General features: G+C 57.1%; 16 protein-coding genes. 6 read left to right on the top strand and 10 right to left on the bottom strand.

Going from position 1 to position 20,635, the window contains the following annotated elements; genetic code table 11:
- Window positions 1-25: 25 nt before the first annotated feature.
- Both QZ862_RS15530 and QZ862_RS15535 read left to right on the top strand, forming a co-directional pair.
- Window positions 26-3,001: a bifunctional [glutamine synthetase] adenylyltransferase/[glutamine synthetase]-adenylyl-L-tyrosine phosphorylase gene (locus tag QZ862_RS15530; RefSeq protein WP_296100849.1), complete on the top strand. Its 2,976-nt coding sequence runs from the start codon at window positions 26-28 to the stop codon at window positions 2,999-3,001.
- Window positions 3,002-3,150: 149 nt separating this feature from the next.
- Window positions 3,151-4,266, top strand: a complete 1,116-nt coding sequence (locus tag QZ862_RS15535) for a metallophosphoesterase (protein WP_296100850.1) — start codon at window positions 3,151-3,153, stop codon at window positions 4,264-4,266.
- 19 nt (window positions 4,267-4,285) lie between these two features.
- Here QZ862_RS15535 and QZ862_RS15540 read toward each other — a convergent pair whose 3' ends face one another.
- The 3 genes from QZ862_RS15540 to pepN all read right to left on the bottom strand — a co-directional run bounded on the left by QZ862_RS15540 (window position 4,286) and on the right by pepN (window position 9,935).
- A complete protein-coding gene (locus QZ862_RS15540) occupies window positions 4,286-6,682 on the bottom strand; it encodes a PAS domain-containing sensor histidine kinase (protein WP_296077633.1) in 2,397 nt (798 codons plus the stop codon).
- 175 nt (window positions 6,683-6,857) lie between these two features.
- The gene (locus QZ862_RS15545; RefSeq protein ID WP_296100851.1) at window positions 6,858-7,166 is read right to left on the bottom strand and encodes a carboxymuconolactone decarboxylase family protein; all 309 of its coding nucleotides are present in this window, start codon (window positions 7,164-7,166) and stop codon (window positions 6,858-6,860) included.
- A gap of 120 nt (window positions 7,167-7,286) precedes the next feature.
- Window positions 7,287-9,935, bottom strand: a complete 2,649-nt coding sequence (gene pepN, locus QZ862_RS15550; protein WP_296100852.1) for an aminopeptidase N — start codon at window positions 9,933-9,935, stop codon at window positions 7,287-7,289.
- A gap of 428 nt (window positions 9,936-10,363) precedes the next feature.
- On the opposite strand from pepN, the gene QZ862_RS15555 reads away from it, so the two are divergent.
- Both QZ862_RS15555 and QZ862_RS15560 read left to right on the top strand, forming a co-directional pair.
- Entirely contained in the window at window positions 10,364-11,302 is a 939-nt protein-coding gene (locus QZ862_RS15555) for a DMT family transporter (protein ID WP_296077626.1), read from the top strand.
- Window positions 11,303-11,536: 234 nt separating this feature from the next.
- Window positions 11,537-12,406, top strand: coding sequence for a hypothetical protein (locus tag QZ862_RS15560; RefSeq protein ID WP_296100853.1), 870 nt, complete (start codon window positions 11,537-11,539; stop codon window positions 12,404-12,406).
- A 345-nt stretch (window positions 12,407-12,751) separates the two neighbouring features.
- On the opposite strand, the gene QZ862_RS15565 is transcribed toward QZ862_RS15560, so the two are convergent.
- From QZ862_RS15565 to QZ862_RS15580, 4 genes are all read right to left on the bottom strand, one after another.
- Entirely contained in the window at window positions 12,752-12,940 is a 189-nt protein-coding gene (locus QZ862_RS15565; RefSeq protein WP_296017967.1) for a hypothetical protein, read from the bottom strand.
- Window positions 12,941-13,089: 149 nt separating this feature from the next.
- Window positions 13,090-13,977, bottom strand: a complete 888-nt coding sequence (locus QZ862_RS15570; RefSeq protein WP_296101027.1) for a uracil-DNA glycosylase family protein — start codon at window positions 13,975-13,977, stop codon at window positions 13,090-13,092.
- Between the two features lie 66 nt (window positions 13,978-14,043).
- Window positions 14,044-15,336 carry an Hsp70 family protein gene (locus QZ862_RS15575; protein WP_296100854.1) on the bottom strand — a complete coding sequence of 431 codons (1,293 nt, stop codon included), beginning with the start codon at window positions 15,334-15,336 and terminating at the stop codon, window positions 14,044-14,046.
- Between the two features lie 139 nt (window positions 15,337-15,475).
- Window positions 15,476-16,369: a LysR family transcriptional regulator gene (locus QZ862_RS15580; RefSeq protein WP_296101028.1), complete on the bottom strand. Its 894-nt coding sequence runs from the start codon at window positions 16,367-16,369 to the stop codon at window positions 15,476-15,478.
- Window positions 16,370-16,563: 194 nt separating this feature from the next.
- Here QZ862_RS15580 and blaOXA point away from each other — a divergent pair, with 194 nt between their 5' ends.
- On the top strand, window positions 16,564-17,322 hold the full coding sequence (gene blaOXA / locus QZ862_RS15585; protein WP_363315942.1) for a class D beta-lactamase: 759 nt from the start codon (window positions 16,564-16,566) through the stop codon (window positions 17,320-17,322).
- Between the two features lie 3 nt (window positions 17,323-17,325).
- On the opposite strand, the gene QZ862_RS15590 is transcribed toward blaOXA, so the two are convergent.
- Together QZ862_RS15590 and QZ862_RS15595 are read right to left on the bottom strand one after the other, a co-directional pair.
- A complete protein-coding gene (locus tag QZ862_RS15590) occupies window positions 17,326-17,529 on the bottom strand; it encodes a hypothetical protein (protein ID WP_296017964.1) in 204 nt (67 codons plus the stop codon).
- 85 nt (window positions 17,530-17,614) lie between these two features.
- Window positions 17,615-18,403, bottom strand: coding sequence for an SDR family oxidoreductase (locus tag QZ862_RS15595; RefSeq protein ID WP_296100856.1), 789 nt, complete (start codon window positions 18,401-18,403; stop codon window positions 17,615-17,617).
- A gap of 164 nt (window positions 18,404-18,567) precedes the next feature.
- Here QZ862_RS15595 and QZ862_RS15600 point away from each other — a divergent pair, with 164 nt between their 5' ends.
- Window positions 18,568-19,962, top strand: a complete 1,395-nt coding sequence (locus QZ862_RS15600; protein ID WP_296101032.1) for an anti-phage deoxyguanosine triphosphatase — start codon at window positions 18,568-18,570, stop codon at window positions 19,960-19,962.
- Between the two features lie 47 nt (window positions 19,963-20,009).
- Here the strand turns inward: QZ862_RS15600 and QZ862_RS15605 are convergent, their stop codons facing one another.
- Entirely contained in the window at window positions 20,010-20,552 is a 543-nt protein-coding gene (locus tag QZ862_RS15605) for a GNAT family protein (RefSeq protein ID WP_296100857.1), read from the bottom strand.
- Between the last annotated feature and the right edge of the window lie 83 nt (window positions 20,553-20,635).

Genomic DNA, 20,635 nt, shown 5'->3' on the forward strand with positions numbered 1-20,635 from the left:
GGGGTGACATGCAGGAGGAAACACCATGACAGATGCGGCACCAGCCGGATTGCGGCTTGACGATGTGCAGCCGGGAACGGTCCGCGCGCTGACCCAGACCGAACTGAAATCCGTTTTCTCGTCTCTAAGAGATATAGCGAAGCGCGAATCCGCTATCGCCGAATTGATGGCTGGCGACAGCCCGCTCAAGGATTTTATTGCCAGCGCCTTTACCCTGTCTCCCTATCTGCGGGACGCAGCGAGCGCCGATGAGGGGTTGTTGACACTTGCCATCTCCGAGCCGGTCGAGGCATCGCTCGGCAGACTGGTCGAGCAGGCCCGTCATTGCTGGCGACCGGATGAGGGTGGCGCCATCCCGACCGAGGCGGAGGTGATGACGACACTGCGCGTTGCCAAACGTCGCCTGTCCTTCATTGCCGCACTTTCCGATCTTGGACGCATTTTCACCGCCCGCGATACGACACGATGGTTGAGCGACATGGCCGATGCGACGCTGTCGGCGGCAATCGACCACCTTCTTCTTGCCAACCACAATAGCGGCAAGCTCAAGTTGAAGAGCCCCGAGAACCCTAGTGAAGGGTCCGGCCTGATCGTGCTTGGCATGGGCAAGCTCGGCGCGCGCGAGCTCAACTATTCCTCCGACATTGATGCCGTCGTTTTCTTCGAGCCAATGGCGGGCATTGTGCCCGATCCACTGGATGCGCTGGAAACCTTCGGACGCATGATGCGGCGGCTGATCCGCATCATGCAGGAGCGCACAGCCGACGGCTACGTGTTTCGAACCGATCTTCGCCTTCGCCCCGATCCCGGCTCAACGCCGCTTGCCATTCCGGTTGATGCGGCGCTGCTCTACTATGAGGGAAGAGGGCAGAACTGGGAGCGGGCGGCCTATATTAAGGCAAGAGCCGTTGCCGGCGACATCAACGCAGGCGAGGGCTTGTTGCGTGAATTGACCCCTTTCGTGTTCCGCAAATATCTCGACTACGCCGCGATTGCCGATATCCATTCCATCAAACGACAAATCCATGCGCATAAGGGCCATGGCGCGATTGCTGTGAAAGGTCACAACGTCAAGCTCGGACGTGGTGGTATCCGGGAAATCGAGTTTTTCGCCCAGACACAGCAATTGATTGCCGGCGGGCGCATGGCGCCCTTGCGTGTCCGCTCGACCGAAGAAGCGCTTGCGGCGCTGACCGATGCAAAATGGATCGACGCGGAGACGCGTGACAGCCTGACGGATGCCTATTGGTTTCTCCGCGAGGTCGAGCATCGTATTCAGATGGTGCGCGATGAGCAGACGCATATCCTGCCCGATACGGAAACCGAACTGAAGCGCATCGCCTTCATGCTGGGCTTTACCGATAACAAGGCATTTTCAGAAAAGCTGGAAGAGGTGCTGCGGCTGGTGGAGCGGAAATACTCCGCTCTCTTTGAGCAGGAAACCAAGCTTTCGGGCGAGAGCGGCAATCTGGTTTTCACGGGTCAGAAGGATGATCCCGACACATTGAAGACGCTGGAGCGGCTCGGCTTCGAACGTCCTGAAGATATGTCGCGTGTGATCCGCACATGGCACAATGGTCGCTACCGCGCAACGCAATCGGTCGAAGCGCGAGAAAGGCTGACCGAGCTGACACCCGACCTGTTGAAGGCTTTCGGCGAGAGCAAGCGCGCCGACGAAGCGCTGCTGCGCTTCGATAATTTTCTCTCCGGGTTGCCTGCCGGCATCCAACTGTTTTCTCTTCTCGGCAACAATCCAGCGCTCCTGTCTCTCTTGGTAACGATCATGTCGTCCGCTCCGAGACTGGCAGAGATCATTGCGGCGCGCCCGCACGTTTTCGACGGGATGCTCGATCCCGCGCTGATGACGGAAATACCGACACGCGATTATCTCGCCCAGCGAATGAGGGGTTTCCTCGCACCGGCCCGTCATTATGAGGATGTCCTCGACCGCTTGCGCATCTTCGCCGCCGAGCAGCGATTTCTCATCGGTGTGCGTCTTCTGACGGGCGCAATCACCGGAGACGTGGCAGGCCGCGCCTTTACACACCTTGCCGATCTTGTCATCGAAGCGGCTTTGAACGCCGTACTCGTGGAGATGGAGACGGCGCATGGCGTCTATCCGGGCGGTCGCGTCGCCGTCATCGGCATGGGCAAGCTCGGTTCCTTCGAGCTGACCGCCGGTTCGGACGTCGATCTCATCCTGCTTTATGATTATCACGACGAAGCCGCCGAGTCCGACGGTGCAAAGCCACTCGATGCAGTGCGCTACTTTACCCGCGTGACCCAACGGCTGATCGCGGCGCTGTCTGCACCGACGGCCGAGGGCGTGCTCTACGAGGTCGACATGCGCCTCAGACCCTCGGGCAACAAGGGGCCGGTGGCAACCCGTATTTCCACATTCGAAAAGTACCAGCGCGAGGAAGCCTGGACGTGGGAGCATCTGGCGCTCTCCAGAGCCCGCCTCATCTGCGGTGACGCCACATTAATCTCCGATGCTAGGGAGATCATCTCTTCGGTCCTGTCGCACAAACGCGACGTGGTGAAGATTGCCGCCGACGTTCATGAAATGCGTCAACTCATCGACAAGGAAAAGCCGCCTGGAAGTCCCTGGGACTTTAAGCTCATTCCTGGCGGACTGGTCGATCTGGAGTTTATTGCGCAATATCTGACGCTGGTCGCGCCCACGAAAGATCTGCCGCTGCACAAGCCGGGAGAGAGCACTTTCGACGTGCTAAAACGCATTGCCTCGCAAGCGATGGAGCCGCAGGCGCGTGACGATTGCATTGAGGCGATGCGGCTCTTCACGGAGTTATCGCAGATTATAAGGCTTTGCATCGATACGGATTTCGATCCAAAGCAAGCACCCGCCGGGTTAGTCGATCTCGTGTGCAGAGCTGGCGATTGCCCTGATCTCGCGACCTTGGAGGGTGAGGTTAAGCGGCTGTCGAAAGCGGTCCGCAAGACTTTTTCCACACTGGTCACTGCGAAAGGCAGTTCATAAAGCCGAATGAGGGATCCAGAAAAGACTCTGTATCCGTCGCAGGTCCAGAGGGGCACATAAGTTTCCCGGCACTGGAACGGATTTTGCCGGGCTGGATTGATCAAGGCGCCACCCCCACTTATGGCGAAAGCTAAAACGAGAGCGTCTTTATGTTTCACCTTATTTTCGGAATTCCGTGGCTAGTGGTTGCTGTCCGCTTCATCCTGCCATTGCCTTGGATTTGGCCTTTGAAGCTCGCGCTCGCGCTGCTGCTTCTCGCAGCTTCTCAATATCACCTCTTCAGCCGACTCTCCTCCGGCTCTGTCTTCTCGCCGGAGTTTCCGAGGCCTTTGATTATCGGCTTCAACCTGCTCTTCGGCTTCATGCTCCTGCTCGCAGTTTTTCAGATCGTGTTGGATGTCGTGTCGCTGATCTTGATGCTGTTCAAGGGGCATTTTCCGATTGTGCCTTCCGCTGTGCGTTATGGCATGGCTGCTGTCGCCTTCTGTCTATCGGCATTCGCTGTCAGCCAGGCCATTCGTGTGCCGCCGTTGAAGGATATCGAGGTTGCTGTTCCGGGCCTCGATCCGGCTTTCGATGGCTACCGGATCGTCCAGTTGACGGATTTGCACATCAGTCGTCTCTTTCCCGCCTTCTGGACCCAAGCCGTGGTGGAAAAAACCAATGCGCTTAAGGCTGACCTTATCGTTATAACGGGCGACCTGATCGACGGTAAGGTGGAGGCGAGAAGTAGCGATATCGCGCCCTTGGCAGAATTGAAGGCACGTGATGGCGTCTACACCATTCCCGGAAATCATGAATACTTCTTCGGTTACGAAGAGTGGATGGCCTATTATCAGCGCTTGACTATGATTACTCTTGCAAACAGCCATGCTGTGATCGAGCGTTCCAACGCCAAACTTGTCATCGCTGGCGTAACCGACCTCTCGTCGGAACGGACCGCATTTCCCGTGCATGACACGGTGGCTGCGCTGAAAGGCGCACCAGTCGATGCGCCTGTTGTCCTGCTCGACCACCAACCCCGTCAGGCGGCTGACAATGCAGCACTGGGTGTTGCGCTTCAGCTTTCCGGCCATACCCATGGCGGAATGGTACTTGGACTTGATCGTGTGGTTGCTCGCCCAAATAACGGCTTTGTCTCGGGCTTCTACGACGTCGATGGCATGAAGCTTTACGTTAATAACGGCACGGCGCTTTGGCCAGGCTTTGCGCTCCGGCTCGGTGTTCAATCCGAATTAACCCGCATCACCTTGAGGTCTCGCTGAGGCGCGACCGAGAGGCCCATCAGTTCAGTCTGTGCGAGCGAAGAAGCTCCAGCTTGTTTCTAGCCTGATATGCCAGATAGGGAACGTCCTTCGCGGTATGGACATGCGGGATGAGGATCGTCACAACCGTGCCCTTACCCTCACAGGAGCGGATTTTCATCTTGCCGCCATGCAACCTCACCAGCGACCGGGAGATGGCAAGTCCAAGACCTGATCCGCCCTTGCTCTTGGCATACTGACTCTGGACCTGTTCGAATGGCTGACCGATCTTCTCGATCGAGGTAGACGGAATGCCGATACCCGTATCGGCAATGGTCAGCATAAGTCCGCCTTCGTGAATATGGGTCCGAAGCTCGACGCGTCCGCCATCATCGGTGAACTTCACCGCGTTGGACAGGAGGTTGAGCATGATCTGCTTCATGGCACGGCGGTCGCCGCTCATATGCATATTCTTGCAGACGCGTTGCTGAATGGTGATATTCTTCTGCGCAGCCTGAATGGCTGTCAGGCGCAACGTCTCCTCGACCAGTGGTGCGAGATCGACCTTTTCGCGGTTGATGCGCATATGGCCTGCCTCGATCTTCGACATGTCGAGAATGTCGTTGATGACGTTCAGCAGATGCTTGCCGCTGTCGTGAATGTCCCTGGCATACTCGCTATATTTCGGCGACCCGACCGGTCCGAACATTTCCGCAACCAGAATTTCGGAGAAGCCGAGGATCGCGTTGAGGGGTGTGCGCAGTTCATGGCTCATGTTGGCAAGGAATTCGGACTTTGCCTTGTTGGCAGCTTCGGCACGTTCCTTTTCGGCCTGGTAGAGCGCATTCGCATCTGACAGCTCTGTCTTCTGTCGTTCAAGCTTATGGCGGGAGGCGGAGAGGTCGCCAATGGTCGCCATCAGGCGCCGCTCGGATTCGCGAAGACGATCCTGATGCCGCTTGAGGAGCGTGATATCGGTACCGACCGAAACGAGGCCGCCATCACGTGTGCGTCGTTCGGTAATCTGCAGCCAGCGCTCATCCGCAAGCTGCACTTCCGTCGTGCGCGACAGCCCCGATTGATCGGAGTCTGCCACACGCCGCTCGACGATGGGGCGAGCTGCCGCGCTGTAGACGACCGATCTTTCCGTACCGGGCACAAGGACGCTGTCCGGCAGACCATAGGCCTGCTGGAAGTGGGTGTTGCACATGACGAGACGATCGTTCTTGTCCCACAGGACGAAGGCTTCCGACGTGCATTCGATCGCATCGGCAAGACGCTGATCTGCCTCGGCGTAACGCTGCGCCAGACGATGCTGTTCGGTCACGTCCATGGCGATCCCGATAACGCGCGGACCGTTTGCCGTATGAATGACCTGCGCGCGGGCGCGCAGCCAGACATAGTGCCCATGGGTGTGGCGCATGCGGAAAATCTGGTCGATCTGGCGCAGGTCGCCGCAGCCGACGGAGCGTGCCAGTTCATAGAGGTTGCCGTCCTCGGAATGCATCATGCGGGCCGCATCGCTGAAGGACAGCGGCTCCGTCCTTGGAGGCAGGCCAAGGATTTCATAAAGCGAAGTGGACCAGAACATGCGCCGCGTCGCGAGGTCGAAATCCCAGAGGCCACAGCGTCCACGTGAAAGTGCGGTCTCGACGCGAAGGTTGGCCTCCACAAAAACCTCATCGGCAGTGCGGGCTCGCTTCACCTGCATGTAATAAGCATAGAGGATCACAAGCAGGATGGCGGAAATGCCGGTGAAGAGAGTGACATTCATGGCCACTTCGCTGCGCCAGAAGGTGCGCATGGGCTCTAGCGAGTGCGCTGCGATAATCATGCCACCATCGGGGCCAAGCGGCAGCATGGTGGCATAATGCGGGGTGGTGTTGATATCGGTTTCGATCGTTCCCGGAGCGCCGGGAAAGCGGCGAACGATGGCAATTTCAGGCAGTAGCGTCGTTAGCGACGTTCCGACGTAGGAAGATGCATGCATGCCCACACCGCTGAAGATACGGCCGTTCATGCCGGCGACGAGGACGACGGTGTCGTCATCCAGGCTCCCTGTCGGGAAGTGCTCGTTCAGCCGGCGATCGACCGTCGCTCTATCCTGTGTGGCGGTAAGATTTTCCCCGCCGGACAGCGCCGCACGCGCCGTCAAAGCCGATAGCGCTGTCGCCTGACGGGCGGCACTTTCCATACGGCTATATTCCGCAGTGATGCCGAACATGCGCGATGCGGCAACTACCACCAGAAATGCAAGGATGAGAATGGGAATGAGGCTCTTGAGAAGGGTTTCGAGCCTGTTGACCGGCCACAATAGCCCGGGCAAGCTGCGGACCGAGGACAGACCCTCTGCCGCCTTGTGAACCAACGCCGCCAATTCAGCAAATCTGGCATACGGTCGATCATCGCCCGCAGTCGCCCGCCGCACGTTCGTCATTGTCCCGCCTTGATATCCCTCGTGTCAATTCGAAGCGCCGCCGCTCGAATCTGTCACTAATGAATCAAAGCCGATTCGGCTTGTCCAGAGCTGAAAGTTAAAAGATTTTTAACCCCTTGAACCGACTCGCGCTTTTTTTCGAAGCTTCAAAGAGGGTCTTTTGGCTGCCCTTACGTCAGTCGTTATCGAAGGATTGAAGCGCTGCCGGAAGCGCCTGCGTGGCGCAGTTTCCGACCGCGGGCAGTCCCGCCAGAATAGCGCCGATGATCTCGTTTCGCGAGGCGCCATGCGCTTTGGCCTCCTGAACGTGAAAGGCGAGACCGCCTTCCAAACGCATGGCGGCAAGGATGCCGATATAGACCAGGCTCTGGGTTTTGGCATCAAGCGCTGAAGCCTTGCCGAGTTCGGTAACGGCCTGAAACCAGGCTACGTATTGCTGGGGTGCTTCCTTGGCGAAGTTCTGGAATGCCGGGCTGATGGCCATGATCAGTCTCCTCGTGCATGTCGATGAGGCCAAATTACGAGGAGAAGCCATGCTTGATCTTGATCTGAAACAATAAAAAGGCCGGAAACCCGGCCTTTTCTCATGAATGATGATATGGCCTTAGCCCTTCAGCATGCGTTCGACGATGTCACGCACGTCAGTCGATAAACCAGCGCTACGTTCGATCTTGGAGAGAGCCTCACGTGCATGATCGGCGCGCACTGCCTCCAGCGATCGCCAAGAGCGCATCGAGGTGAGGATGCGCGCAGCCAGTTGTGGATTGCGCTTGTCGATGGCAACAATCTGCTCCGCCAGGAAATCATAGGCCGTGCCATCGGCACGGTTGAAGCCAGTAGGATTGCCAAAGGCGAAGGTGCCGATGAGAGAACGAACCCGGTTTGGATTGGTGGCGATGAAATGCCTCGACGCCATCAGCGAGGTAATCCGGGCCAATGCGCCGTCACCCGGAATCGCCGCCTGAAGCGCGAACCATTTATCCATCACCAGGGCATTGTCGGCAAAGCGTTTTTCGAATGCTGCCAGCGCATCGGATGCTTCTGCCGAGTCCGGGAAACGCTGTGTCAGAACGCTGAGCGAATGCGCCATGTCGGTCATATTGGAAGCGTTGGCAAAGGTCTGCGCGGCGCGGTCGGGCGTCTCTTCCGCATAGGACAGATAGCTCATGGCGATATTGCGCAGCGACCTGCGACCGGCACTTTCTGCATCTGGCGAGTACTCGCCTTTCTCTTCGTAGGTCGAGAAGAGGCTCTTGAAGGTCTCGATGCCGGCTTTTGCGACTGCACGCATGACACCGTTGCGCGCTTTATGAATGGCGTCTGGATCATTGTCCTTGCCCATCTCGCGCGCCACATCCGCCTCGCTTGGCAAGGCGAGGGCCTGGGCGCGGAAGGCCGGCTCGAACTCATCGTTGCCTGCGATCTCGATCAGTGTGGAAATAAAGGCCGGATCGACGCTAACCTCGTTGCCTGCTCGCACCGCCTGCGTTGCGGCAATCAGGTTCGGCAGCGCAAGAGCAGTCAGTGCCTGCCAGCGGGAGAAGAGATCGGTTTCGTGACGGGCAATCTGGATCAGGTCGTCAGACGATTGTTCCAGATGCAGGTTGATCGGCGCCGAAAAGCCCCGGTTCAATGACAGGACCGGGCGCGATGAAATGCCGGAGAATGTGAAGCTCTGGCTGCGCTCGGTCAGGTGCAAGATGCCGTCCCTGAATTCGCCGCCCTCTACCTTTGCCGGTGTGGCGATCTGGCCGTTGTCCAGAATAAGGGCGGTCGAAAGCGGAATGTGCAGCGGTTTCTTCAGGTTTTGGCCAGGTGTCGGCGCAACTGTCTGCTCGAGCGAAAGTGTGAATGTGGCTGTGGCCGTATCATAGGAGGTGGATACGCTGACAAGTGGCGTGCCAGCCTGCACATACCACAGGAAAAACTGCGTCAGATCACGTCCGGAGGCATCCTCGAAGCACTCCACGAAATCCTCGACCGTCGCGGCATCGCCGTCATGACGCTCGAAATAGAGATCCGTTCCCTCGCGGAAGCCTTCCTCACCCAGGATCGTTGCGATCATGCCGGTGATTTCGGCACCCTTCTCATATACGGTCGTCGTATAGAAGTTGTTGATTTCCCGGTATTTGTCCGGACGTGGCGGATGTGCCAGCGGGCCGCCATCCTCGGGAAACTGCTCGGACTTCAGGTGGCGCACATCGGCAATGCGCTTGACGGCGCGCGAGCGCATGTCGGAAGAAAATTCCTGGTCACGGTAGACTGTAAGGCCTTCTTTCAGGCAAAGCTGAAACCAGTCGCGGCAGGTGATGCGGTTACCGGTCCAGTTGTGGAAATATTCATGCGCGATGATGCGCTCGATATTGGCATAATCGGCATCGGTCGCGGTTTCCGGATCGGCCAAAACGTATTTGTCATTGAAGACGTTGAGCCCCTTGTTCTCCATGGCGCCCATGTTGAAATCCGACACGGCGACGATCATGAAGATGTCGAGGTCGTATTCCCGACCGAAACGCTCTTCGTCCCATTTCATAGAGCGCTTCAGCGCGTCCATGGCATAAGCCGCACGCGGCTCCTTGCCATGCTCGACATAGATCTTCAGCGCGACCTCGCGGCCCGACATGGTGGTGAAGCTGTCTTCGACAACACCGAGATCGCCCGCGACAAGCGCAAAGAGGTAGCTTGGTTTCGGATGCGGATCGAACCAAGCGGCGAAATGGCGCCCTTCGTCGTAGTTGCCGCCACCGAGGAAATTGCCGTTCGACAGAAGAAAGGTATTGCCTTCCTTCGCAGCAATGATGGTGATGGTGTAAGGGGCCAGCACGTCCGGACGGTCTGGGAAATAGGTGATGCGTCGGAAACCCTCGGCCTCGCACTGGGTACAATAGACGCCATTGGTGCGATAGAGGCCCATCAACTGAGTGTTGCTCTCCGGGTTGATGTAATTGGTAACGCAGATCTCGAAGGGAGCCCCCTCCGGAAGATCGCGAATGGTGAGCTTTTCCGGTGTGGCGTCATATTGCTCCGTAGGCATCTCGATCTGGTCGAGAAGCAGGCTCGAAAGCGTAAGCTCGTCACCATCCAGCACCAGCGGTGCGGCCTTGTCGGCACCCTCGCGCCGGTGGAAAATCAGCCGCGCTTCCACCTTGGTATTTTGGGGGGCCAGTTCGAATGTGAGGTCAACCCGTTCAAGCACGAAATCCGTTGGGCGATAATCCGCCAACTGAACAATCTGACCCGTATCTGTTCGCATAACTATTCCCGAATGAACCTTGCGTCTGCCGCTGTCTGTCCATCATGCGGACATGATGGGTGAAAGTAAACTTGCCGATGCGCTTCACCATCATGGAGAGGCGGGGGACAAACATCCCTGAAATACTGCCAGACAGAAGCTTTAACTCGCATCTGGGCATTTCTTATCGAGGCATGATTTCATGAAATGTTGAACGATTACTGAAGCTGTGACCATGCAGGAAGCGAATATCTCGAAAATCAGCCTCGCTTCGGCATACATCTCAGCCTCCACTGGATCGATGAGGGCAGATCGCCCAGTCAAATCGGTTTACCTCGGTTGTCCAGCGTGATCTAATGAACATGAAAGTCGATCTGCTGTGCTCGTGCGCTCGGGTCAAAATCCAATCCTGCGGGCATCTGGTCTGCAAATCCCGATCGCAATTTCCCATGAGTGCAGACACGTACAATCCCGTCCGGGGTATTGTTCTCAAACTCACCTCCGTCGCGTTCTTCCTCGTCATGCAGACCTGCATCAAGGCCGCAGGACCAGACGTTCCTGCGGGGCAGATCACCTTCTTCCGCTCAGCGTTCGCCATCATTCCGATCGTTCTCTATCTGGCATGGCTTCGCAGCCTCACGCGTGCTTTCCATACGAGCAACCTGTTCGGCCATTTCAAGCGCGGTTTCCTCGGCATTTTGTCGATGATGTGCGGTTTTTACGGACTGACATTGCTGCCGCTGCCGGAATTTATCGCAATCGGTTATGCCTCGCCGCTTATGTCGGTGGTTTTTGCCGCCTTGATGCTCGGCGAAACGGTACGTATCTATCGCTGGTCGGCGGTTGTCGTCGGCATGATGGGCGTTGTCATTATCCTGTGGCCCAAGATGACTCTGCTACAGAATGGCGGTCTGGAGGCAGGCGAAAGCATCGGCGCGCTTGCGGTTCTGTTCGGTGCAGTGCTCGGTGGATTGGCGATGGTGCAGGTGCGCCAACTGGTCGTGACTGAGCGCACGCCAACGATCGTGCTTTACTTCTCGCTGACCGGCACGCTCATTTCAGCCTTCAGCATGCCTTTCGGCTGGGAGTGGTTGGATATGCAGCAGGCCGTTCTACTAGTATCGGCGGGCATAGCCGGCGGCGTCGCGCAGATTTTGCTGACGGAAAGCTACCGCCATGCTGAAGTGTCGACCATTGCGCCGTTCGAGTATAGCTCGATCCTGCTCGGCATCGGCGTGTCCTATATTCTTTTTGGTGATGTGCCGACGTTCACGATGCTCGTTGGAACCAGTATCGTTATTTCCGCCGGCATATTCATCATCTTTCGGGAGCATCAGCTCGGTCTTCAACGCAAGGCCGCCCGCAAAGCCTCAAGCCCTACGGTTTGATGCACTGCATCTATGACTAAACACCTGTGAATTTTAATAAAATCATGTATATCACGCGAGTAATGTGATATATGCAGATTTGGGTTGTGGTGTTGGGTGGTGCATCTTGAGTGGGAACGTCAGGCCAGAACGGGTTCGTCTGCGAAGCGGTGAGCAGGACCGGGGCGTCGTGAGACGTTTTTGTCTGCGCAGCCGCACGACGTTTTTGAGGTCTCCCGTGAGGGGGGCATCGTCGTGAGCTACTCCCATGAAGAGTTCGCCGCTCATCCTGCTCTCTTGTCCGCACTACAAAATCTGGCTGCGGTCCTGCGCGGGAAATTCAACCAAAATCCGCGTTTGGCACGGCTACTGTCGGCCCATCAGAAATGGCTTTTGACGCAGGCGGCGATGGCCCTGAACGCCGAATACGGTGACAACGGCTTCACCGTTGCGCAATTGCGCGAAATGGTTACGCCGCTTGGAGTGGCCAGCCGCAACACCGTTCAGAACTATCTCGATCAACTTGAACTCTATCGCTATATCGAGAAAGTTCATCGCGTCCCAGCGGTAAGACCGAAGCGCTACCGCGCCACGCAAATCAGCGAGACAGGCATCTTCGGATGGTACCTGGCCAATCTTGCGGCTATCGATGGTATGGACAATGGTCATCGCGCGTCTACTTTGATGGCGCGTCCGGGACTTATAGAGATTGCTCACCCCGCAACCGCAAGGGCGTGCCTCGCTGACAAGGAGTGGGTGGAGCCGACGCCGCGAGTGGGACTTTTCCTCTGGACCGAAGCCGGGGGACTGGTCATGGACGATTTCATCATCCGGATCCGCGATACGCGCGATGAAAGAGACAAGGTCGACATCGGCTATGTCGATGTCCGCGCCATGGCTACGACCTTCATGATGTCGCGAACGCATTTGCAGCGGCTCCTTAACAGAGCGGCGGAACAGGGCAGCGTCGGCTGGATCGACGACACGCCGCGTAGCGCCATGTGGATTTCTCGCGATTATCTGCTGGAATATTCGCGTTGGCAGGCAAGGAAGTTCAAGCATGTCGAGGACGCTTTCGAGAGCGCAAAATCAATGCTTGAGGATCGGATGCATCTCGCTAGATGATGACGCGGCGAGCGCCAAGAGCCAAGAGCCAAGAGCCAAGAGCCAAGAGCGTTGTGCCTCGTTTAGAACGCGCAAAGGCTCCGCAGCGGGTTGATCCACTGTCTTTTTTTGAGAAACGCTGTCAGTTTTTGCGCCGATGCTGAAGCGTTTCTAAAAATTCGAAAGCGCCTCTCGGACGAAAGGCGCTTGATGAACATTGTTGCGAATTAAACCTGCGCGGGCGCGTCTGTGCCAAACTGAATCCTGAAGCATCAGCCCAAAAATCCGAAACGATTCTCGAAAAAACACGATGCGCGGATTCAAAAATATGACGCGTCCACGTGCGTCCAACAGGACGCAGGGCGCTTAGCGTTCACGAAAGTCTACAAACACCGCAGACGGACGGGTCGTGCGAACCTGCTGCGTGGAGGCGCGAGCGGTCAACTGTTCGTTCGTTACGCCGAAGCGGTGGTAGCCCTGAGTGGAGCGTGGGCCGAGGCCCGCCAATCGGAGCGTTTCAAAGCCGGAATGAACCGGACGGAAGCGAGTAGTCATTGCCTTGGTTCCTTAAACCTGTTCCTCCCAAGACAGTTGGCTTATTGCAGTGCGGCATAGATTCGGCAATCAGGGCAAATGCGCCGCTGTTATGCGTCATTTGCATGGCAATTTTCACATTTCATTTACATTGATCAAAAAGGAAGCATTCACATATCGCGCAGACGTGCCTGAAATGCCAATAAATCCTGCCAGGCCAAGGACTTGCTGGCGGGAGCGTTCAAAAGCTCCTGCGGGTGCAGCGTTGCAATTGCGCTCGCTGTTCCAGCACCCACTGCGACATCTCGCCACTGCCCACGTAGAGTATGGATCGTGCCGGAACCGCCGAAGAAAAAACGCGCGGTGAAGTTGCCGAGAAGCAACAGTGCCTTCGGCTCGGCCAATGCGATCTGCCGCTCGATGAAGGGACGGCATATCTCCATTTCTGGACCGGAGGGCGAGCGGTTGCCCGGAGGGCGCCATGGGACGACATTGGTGAGCATCAGTTTTGCGCGATCGAGCCCGATCGCTGCCAGCATACGATCTAGAAGCAATCCTGTCTTGCCTGTGAAGGGAAGGCCTTCCCGGTCGTCGTCGGCATCGGGCATCGGGCCGATAACCATAATGCCGGAGGAGGGATCGCCTTCCACAAACACCGTGTTGCGGGCACTGTTCTTAAGATTGCAACCGTTGAAGCTTTCGAGCGCTGTCTTCAATTCGGAGAGCGACCGCGCGCTCTCGGCGGCAAAGCGTGCCGAAGCAATCGCCTGGTCGTCGGGAAGCGCCACAGTGACGGGGGTGGACGGTGCTGCCGCCGGTGTGCGCGTTGCCGTTGGAGAGCCCTGTCTGGACGGAGAGGGTGGCTGTGGCGGCGCATTCTGCGTTTCGCGTTGTTGCGGTTGCGCGCCGCTTTGCGGCGCACGCGCCTGACGGCTTGCCGCGAACTCGGCAAAGCGGTCCAAAGGCGCATCTTCCAGCAACCAATCGACCCCTGCATCCGCATGAAAATGCAAAAGTGCAGCCAGTTCTGCCGGGGAGAGGTCTTGCGCCGAGATCATGTCCGGCAAACTAACCGATGTTCCAACGCAGCACCAGCAAAACCGTCGCGGGCGTGAGACCGGTTATCATGCGGCCCATCGTTCAATGTCCCCGCTTTCGCCGATCATGGCAAGACCATGGGCGATGGAGAGCAGTTCTCCGCCGCTTTCGATCTTGTCTGCATCGAACCGGCGCGTGAAGAGTTGTCGTACGGCAGGAACGAACGAGGTGCCACCGGTGAGGAAGACCTTATCGATGGACTGAGGTGCAGTGTTCGTCTTGGTCAAAACCTCGTCGAGAGCCTCTTCGATCTTGGCGAGATCGTCCGCGATCCATCGATCGAAATCGGACCGCTTCACCATCTTTCGTCCGGCGGCACCCAGCGGCGCGAAGTTGAACTCCGCTTCCTCCTGAGAGGAAAGCGCCATCTTGGTGGAGGATATCGCCTGATACAGGGGGTAGCCCTCGTCATGCTCCACCAGTTCGACGAAAAGCGCCAGCTTTTCCGGTTCCAGCGCGGAGCGCAGCAGAGATTTCAGATCGGCAAACTCTCTCGATGTCTTGAAGATGGACAACTGGTTCCATCGCCCGAAATTGACATAGTAACCCGACGGAACATCCAGAACCTTGTCGAAGCTTTTGAACTTGCTGCCCTTGCCGATCTCCGGCGAAACCAGGTTGTCGATCATCCGGAAGTCGAAATGATCGCCAGCGACGCCGACGCCGGAATGGCCGATCGGGGTTGCGGAAAGCTGCCCTGCCTGTTTTTCGAAGCGGATCAAGGAGTAGTCGGTGGTGCCGCCGCCAAAGTCGGCAACCAGAACGTTCGCGTCTTTCTTCAGGCTCTGGGCGAAGTAGTACGCCGCTGCTACCGGCTCATAGACATAATGAATTTGCGGAAAGCCGGCGCGCGTCAGCGCTTCGTTATAGCGGGCAAGCGCCAATGCTTCATCGGGATTGGAGCCGGCAAAGCGCACGGGGCGTCCGGCAATTACGGTGGAAACATCGTCCTTCCACTCGTCTCCCGCGTAGGTCTTGAGCTTGCGTAGAAACACTTCCATCAGGTCTTCAAAGCTTTGACGCTTCGCATAGACCAGCGTGCCTTGAAACAACGACGAGGCAGCAAATGTCTTGATCGATTGCAGAAAACGGCATTCGCCGGGATGATCGATAAACTGCTGAATGGCTGCCTGACCGGCTTCGACTTGCAGCGCTGCAGCGCCAAGTCCCTTGTCCTTCATGAAGGAAAGGGCGGTGCGCATGCTGTCCGTCGTTCCAGCGCTTGAGGTGAAGCGCATGGAGTGGCTGGTGGTGCCTGTGTCGGAAAGCGCCATAACTGTATTGGTCGTGCCGAAATCGAGGCCGAGTGTCCGTGTCATGGCAAAATGTCCTTACGTCGACAAGAAAGCTGTGCCGGAATGCGGGCATCCGGGCAATCAAAGGCGCGCATTCGCGCCTGCCTGTTTTGAGGAGGGCGCGTGATGGCACAGCGAATTGTGAATGGCAAGCAGGCAAGCCTCAGTTTTTTACACGAGGCGACGGCATTCCTGCGGCTTCGTCTTTCAGCCAATCAGCGAAACTGGCCATGGCACTGGTGACCGGACGGGACTTCAACCGTGTGAGCCAGTAGCAGCCCTTCGATACAGTCATTGGAAATGGCTGCACGAGCGTTCCTGATGACAAGTGTCGCTGGAACATCAGCGGCGGGGCAAGTGCCACGCCCGCACCTTGAAGGGCAGCCTCGACCATAGGAACCGAGGAATCAAACACGATGCCTTTGATCCGGGGGATAGGGACACCGGCTTCGACGAACCATTCGGGCCATTCGTCGGTTCTGTAGGAGCGAAGCAGTGTCTGATGCGCGATGTCGTGGGGGCTTGCGAGTTGCCGCGCTATCGCCGGGATGCAAAGTGCCGATAGCGGAGCGAAAAAAAGTTCTTCCGCGTCCGTGTCGTGCCAGGCGCCATTGCCGAAGCGGATTGCGTAGTCCAGGCCCTCAGCAGCGATATCTACCCGGTTGTTGTTGGTGGAGAGACGGAGATCGATAAATGGGTAACGCTCCTGAAATACGCTGAGACGCGGCAGCAGCCAGCCGATTGCGAAGGTTCCGACGGCGCCTACGGTCAACACCTCCTGTAGATGCCCGTCCTCAAAGCGTTCGAGAATATCGGCCATGCGATCGAAGGAATCGCGAAGCGTCGGAAGTAGGGCCAGGCCCTCGTCGGTGATCATCAGTCCGCGCGGAAGTCGTCTGAAAAGCGCGGTGCCAAGTCGCTCTTCAAGCAGTTTTACCTGATGACTAATGGCTGTTTGCGTGACGCAAAGTTCGATGGCGGCACGTGTGAAGCTCAAGTGGCGGGCCGCCGCCTCGAAGGCGCGTAAAGCGTTGAGCGGAAGGTGAGGACGAACCATGATAGTAAGTGAGGCCAAGTTTAATTCATGTCAGGAGGTAGATATCATTATTTGTGCCACGCCGGCAAACGGTCTTAAGTGGTGCTCGTTCCGCTCAAGCGGGCGGTCGAGTACAGGAGACTTAAGTGCCCATGCCAACAACCACGACAAAGAAGCTGAGATCGATTCTTCTTCTCGCAACAGCAGTTTCCGGGATGTCCTCCATTGAGGCCATCGCGGCAGAACGGTTGCGTTGCACCGTCATTCTCGATGCCAAAAGCGGTCAGGTTCTGCATCGGGATGGAACGTGCAACGAAGGTTTTGCACCGCAATCCAGCTTCAAACTGCCGCTTGCCGTCATCGGATATGATTCCGGTATCCTGAAGGATGCGACAACGCCGCGCTGGACCTATAAGAAGGAATGGAAAAGGCCGAAGCGCGAGCAGAAAGCTGTCGATCCGACGATATGGGAGCGGGACTCCATTGTCTGGTACTCGCAGGAGATCACGCGCAGGCTCGGTAAGGCGAAGTTTGCCGACTATGTTCGCCGTTTCGACTACGGCAATGCCGATGTCAGCGGCGTAGCGGGCCAGACAGATGGCCTGACGGAAGCATGGCTCATGTCGTCGCTGAAGATCTCCGGCGATCAGCAAGCGACTTTCGTTCGCCGCTTCGTCAATGGTCAATTGCCGGTTTCGAAAGAGGCCATCGCCAGAACGGAAGCGATCATACCGCAGTTTTCAGCCGCAGATGGTTGGACTGTCCATGGGAAGACAGGGTCCGGTCGCATGCGCACCAAGGCCAACACCTATGATGGGGATCGATGGCTTGGCTGGTTTGTCGGATGGGCGCAGAGGGGTGATCGGAAGGTCGTATTTGCAAGCCTGAATATCGAGGATTGGAAGAGCGACGAGCCAATCAGCTTCGCCACACGGGATACCCTTATCGCCGACCTGCCAAAGCTGGTAAAATAGCGCTCAGCGGAGCAGACGGCGTGCTGCGACAATCAGAATGAAGCCGCCAGCTGCCGTTAGTGCGCCGCGCAGTATCCAAGGGCCTTGATTGATCATGAAACTGGACGCAGGGTAGGGGAAATAGCCGCTACCCTGTCCGATCCACACGAGGCCGATCAGCGCGATCAGAGCGCCCAAGATAGTCAAGATTGTTCGCAGTGCCCGCATGATGCTTCCCCAATAAAGCCTTCCCGGATACTAAGCCGTAAAGGCTTTCAAGTTAAAGCCTCTAATCTAGCACCGGTGAAGGCAATCAGATCGATTTCGCTGCGCCGCCGTCGACACGTAGCATTGTGCCCGTAATATAGCTTGCGGGTTCAGAGCAGAGAAAAGCTCCGGCGGCGGCGAACTCTTCGACGGTGCCGAGCCTACCAGCGGGGATGCTCTTTACCGAAGCCTCGCGTACTTCTTCTAGGCTCTTACCGAGACGTTTGGCATTGGCGCCATCCAGTTCATCAATCCGATCGGTGTGAATGCGACCGGGTAGGAGCATGTTGGCCGTAATGCCAAAGCCTGCGACTTCGCTGGAAAGCGTCTTGTTAAAGCCGACGAGCGCACCGCGAAGCGTGTTTGACAGCGCCAGATTGGGAATGGGCTCGAACACGCCCGATGAGGCAACCGTCAGTATTCGGCCCCAGCCTTGTTCCTTCATCTGCGGAAGAAATGCGTTGGTGAGAGCGACGACGCGCAGCACCATGGATTGAAAGAAGGTGTCTAGCTTGTCCGTCGTGATATCTTGTGCCAGCCCTGGCGTCGGCCCTCCGGTGTTGTTGACGAGGATATCGATGCCGCTGAGCTTCGTCTTCACCGCCTCAATCATCGACGGCACAAAGTTTTCTTCGGCAAGATCGCCCCAGACCCAGTCGGCTTTACCCTTGCCAAGCGCATTGATCCTACTGGCATTGGCGCCCAGCTTTTCGCCGCTGCGTCCGACCATGAGCACGTTGACGCCTTCTTTCGCAAGCGCCGTCGCGATGCCGAGACCCAAGCCGCGAGATGAGGCCAGAACCAATGCGCGCTTGCCGGAAATACCCAAATCCATGACGGTGTCCTTTATGCTCGTGACGATTGCTGCCGCTTGTAGCCCCTGCGCCCAGTCCTGAAAAGGGTTCATCGGCTGAGATTGGCAGCGTTTGCTTGCGCCGCCTCTTGCGCGTCGGTAAGACAGCCCCGAAGAATTTTGTGTTTGGAGAGGCGGGCTTGAACGTGTGGACCGAGCGTCAAAAAGTCGAAAACCGCAAGAGCGACGACGCCCGCAGCGAAAGCGACATCGATTATGGGCGGATCATTCACTCCACCTCCTTTCGACGCCTCCAGAGCAAGACGCAGATCCTCAATCTCGGCGACAGCGATTTCTACCGTACCCGCCTGACGCATTCGCTGGAAGTGGCGCAGATCGCTGCGGGTCTGGTCAAGCACCTGCGCAAGTCCTTTCCTTTTCATCCGGTAACGGACGAATTGCCAGAGCATAGCCTCATCCAGGCGATCGGCAGCGCCCACGATCTCGGCCATCCGCCCTTCGGGCATGGAGGCGAGGTCGCGCTGAATTACTGCATGCGCGTTACGGCAGATCCGAATGAAGCGGGGCGCAACGGCAATGGCGTCATCAGCGACATCAAAAAAGCAGGGTTTGAGGGAAACGGCCAGACGTTACGCATTCTCAGCCGGCTTGAGACATTTTCAAAAGCTCACGGCGCCAACCTCACGCGGCGCACGCTCTTAGGTATTCTAAAATACCCAGTCGCCTATTCGAAAGCTGCTCATTCCGGGCGAGTGCCAAAACTGCACGACGGACCTTCGACGCTTCGCATCATCGACACGCAGGCTTCCAAGCCGCCAAAATGCTACATGGATTGCGAGACGGATGTGGTGGACTGGATCCTTGATCCTCTGCCGGAGTCCGACCGCGATCTCTTTCAGACGGCGACGCGTGAAGATGGCAAGCACGCAAAGTCCCTCTTCAAATCGCTCGATTGCACCATCATGGATGTTGCAGACGACGTCTCCTACGGGGTCCACGATCTTGAAGATGCCATCGCCATGCAGCTCATCACCAGGGATGCCTTCGAGAAGGAGGTGACGGCGGAGCATTGCGAGAGCTTCATTGCGATGCTCAACAAGAACCATAAGAATAAGCGCGGCAATGACGTCTATCGCGAAATCGTGGATGGGCTATTTGGTCATAGCGGCGACCGCAAAATGTTCATCAGCATGTTGGTCGGCTATTTCATCACGGATGCGCGCTTTGCGGACGACGAGCGGTTCGAAACGCCACTCTTGCGTCACGGTGTGAAGCTTGGAGCGGACCGTGTTCGACTGCTGAAAGCCTTTCAGGATGTGGTGCGCAAACACGTGATCAAAAGCCCGCGTGTCCAGCATATGGAGTTCAAAGGCCAGGGAATGGTTGTTGCCGTGTTTGAAGCGCTCCAGTCCGATGCCGAACGGCTGCTGCCAGACGATGTCTTCCCCCTTTATGAAAAATCAGGCGGGGATTTGCGTGTCATCTGCGATTTCGTTGCCGGAATGACGGATGGCTATCTCATCAGGACCTATGAGCGCCTCTTTTCACCAGGGGCAGGTTCCGTGTTCGACAGGCTTTAACCGGGCTAAGCCCATCGACGCTTCTGGAAATTTGAGCGGGGAACGCTCTAGCTTGCTTCTCCCTGCCGCTGGCGCCACTCGCGGATGAGTAGACCATAGACAAGCAGATCGCAGACGCCGTTATGGGTTGTTTCGTGCTGGCGAAGGTACGCCTCGCGCAGGAAGCCCAAACTTTCCGCCAGAGCAATGGAGGAGCGGTTTTCGGCGTCGATCTCCATGTAAAGTTTGCGATATCGGCCCATGGTAAAGATATGGGCGATGAGCGCGGTCATACATTCGTGCGCCACTCCTTGTCTCTGCCACTCAGCGGCTGTGATATATCCAAGCTCGATGACGGCGTCGTCGCGACCAGGAAAAGCGACGTAGCGACCTGCAACCTCGTCGGTCACGCGGTCAATGGCGATCCAGGTTTGTCCGGGCCACTCCTTATCGTTCAGCCAATCGGAAAATGTCGCGATATCTTCAAAGTGAGGCTGAGACATAAATCGGCACTGGTCGGCACTTGAAAAAGTTGGGAACAAAGCTTTTGCATCGCTTTCAATCAAGCTCCGCATAGTAAAGCGCTGCGTCGTGAGCGTCGGTACGTCCATTATCTCTACTGCCGTTTTGTCATGCCATTCACGGGAACAGGTTTAATAGCCTCTCCTGGAACTGCCAAGCGTTCCGGTCAGCA

Source organism: uncultured Agrobacterium sp. (genome assembly GCA_913777615.1).
In the GTDB taxonomy this organism is placed as follows: Bacteria; Pseudomonadota; Alphaproteobacteria; order Rhizobiales; family Rhizobiaceae; genus Agrobacterium.